This is a genomic window from Thiolapillus sp. (genome assembly GCF_048562965.1).
Lineage (GTDB): Bacteria > Pseudomonadota > Gammaproteobacteria > Chromatiales > Chromatiaceae > Thiolapillus > Thiolapillus brandeum_A.
This window is the reverse complement of record NZ_JBHNMF010000534.1, coordinates 1-2,150: the sequence shown is the minus strand read 5'-3', so window position 1 is coordinate 2,150 and position 2,150 is coordinate 1. Positions and strand designations below refer to the sequence as shown.

Here is a 2,150-nt window from a genome sequence, read left to right as displayed (position 1 = left end):
TCCATAAGTCATTGGCATTGAGTGGCATTGGCAGTATTTTAACGCGCCTCGTTTGGATAGGAACCTTCTTTTATACCAAACCGGCATCAATACAGGTGATTCCAGGTCAATAAATTACTTACACCGAAACCGGTCAATACCTGCATTCTCCTCGTACCTGTACCTATCTTTCAGGAGTTCCCGCAGAGAAGCCAGGCCAGACAACAGCCTGATACAGGACCATGTCATCTAAGTTCCTAAGTTATTGATAAGGCGGGGTAGTGTCTGATCGGAAAACCTCGGAGGCAGGGATGCCAACGCGGAGCCTACATGAATGTATTTACGGCGTTTTTCCGATCAGACACCACCCCAGCCAAGATTTAGATGACAGGACCCTGGGCCGGACACGAGTTTTCTTCAAGAACAGGACGCAAGTTGCTATAGTCATCTATCATTGGAAAAATTTCAGAAAGAGCTGAATGAATCAGTTTGTGTTTTCGCAACAAGGCAGAAAGCCCCCTGAGGCATCGCCTGCTGCCCAAAGGAATGGTTGATGCACAACATCAGACAACAGATCCTTTTTATAGCCCTGCTGCCGGCACTGCTTCTCATTGCGGTACTGTCGGTCTATCTGTTGCTTACCCGCTTGCAGGATCTGGAAAAACAATTCTATTCCTGGGGCGACGTGCTGTCAGAGCAGCTGGCCACCGCTTCCATCAACAGCGTGCTGTCCAGCAAGCACAATGCGCTCGTTCTGCTTGCAGAGGAGACCCGCCATCTGCATCCGGACATTCTGGGTATCAAGATGATGGACTCCCACGGGCTGGTATTGCTGCAGTCCGGGGACAACACATCCCCGCTTCCCCAGATCGACAACCAGTTCGAGGCCACCATCACGACAAATTACGACCTGCAGGACATCTACCGCTACTACCCTGACCAACCAGTTCCCCAGCCCGAAAACGGGCAACTGAAGCTGGGAAAAGTCGTGCTTTGGCTGGATCCCACCCCCATGGTGAAAAAGAAGCGCGAGATTATAACCACCACGGTAACACTGACTCTCATCGGATTGGCACTGACTGCCCTGCTGGCCCTGTTTCTCAGCAGCCGCCTGGCAAAACCCCTGGAGCAGCTTACCCAGGCCGCCCGGGATTTGCGCCAGGGCAAACTGGGCACCCGGGTAAAAACCGATGCAAGTGGTGAAATCGGCGAACTGCAGGCTGCTTTCAACGAAATGGCCGATGAAATCAGTATCGCCAGCGAAAATCTGCATGCCCAGGTCGAACAGGCAACCATCGAGCTGCAGGAAAGCATGGAAATACTGGAAATCAGGAATGTCGAACTGGATCTGGCGCGCAAGCGGGCTGTAGAGGCAAACCGGATCAAATCCGAATTCCTGGCCAACATGAGTCACGAAATTCGCACGCCGATGAACGGCATACTGGGTTTTACCAGCCTGCTCGCCAACACCGAGCTGGATCAGATGCAGACCGAATATCTGGAAACCATCAAGGTTTCCTCCAACAACCTGCTGATGATCATCAATGACATCCTTGATTTGTCCAAGCTGGAAGCCGGCAAGCTGATCATCGAGGAACGGGACTTTTCCCTGCGCCAGTGCTTCCATGGCGCCATCTCCCTGCTCGCCCCCCTCGCCCATGAAAAACAACTTGAACTGATCCCTCTTATCTACAACGACGTGCCGGACAGTTTACAGGGCGACCCCACCCGCATCGCGCAGATCATCACCAACCTCGTAAACAACGCTATCAAATTCACCAATGAAGGAGAAGTGGTGCTACGCGTCATGGTTGAAGCAGAAGGCGACAACAAGGTCATTCTCAAAACAACGGTGACTGATACCGGTATCGGCATTCCGGAGGAGGACCAGACCGAGATTTTTTCCGCCTTCTCCCAGGGCAAGGCTTACAGCATCAACACCACCGGCGGAACCGGGCTGGGCCTGAATATCTGTAAACGCCTGGTGGAAGCCATGCACGGCGCCATCTCGGTACACAGCAGTCCCGGTGCAGGCAGCAGCTTTGAATTTTAGTAACTACTCACCCCTAAGATGAGTACAAGCCTGCCTCCATGGATCTACAATCGCTTTTTCATGTCTGTAGAGGCTTGACATCATAGTACGCCGAGTCTATGCTATTGACCCAACACAT

The 2,150-nt window shown here is 52.3% G+C and carries 1 protein-coding gene; it reads left to right on the top strand.

The window, feature by feature from the left end:
- Window positions 1-532: 532 nt before the first annotated feature.
- Entirely contained in the window at window positions 533-2,032 is a 1,500-nt protein-coding gene (locus tag ACOCD2_RS17350; protein WP_293648069.1) for an ATP-binding protein, read from the top strand.
- Window positions 2,033-2,150: the final 118 nt, after the last annotated feature.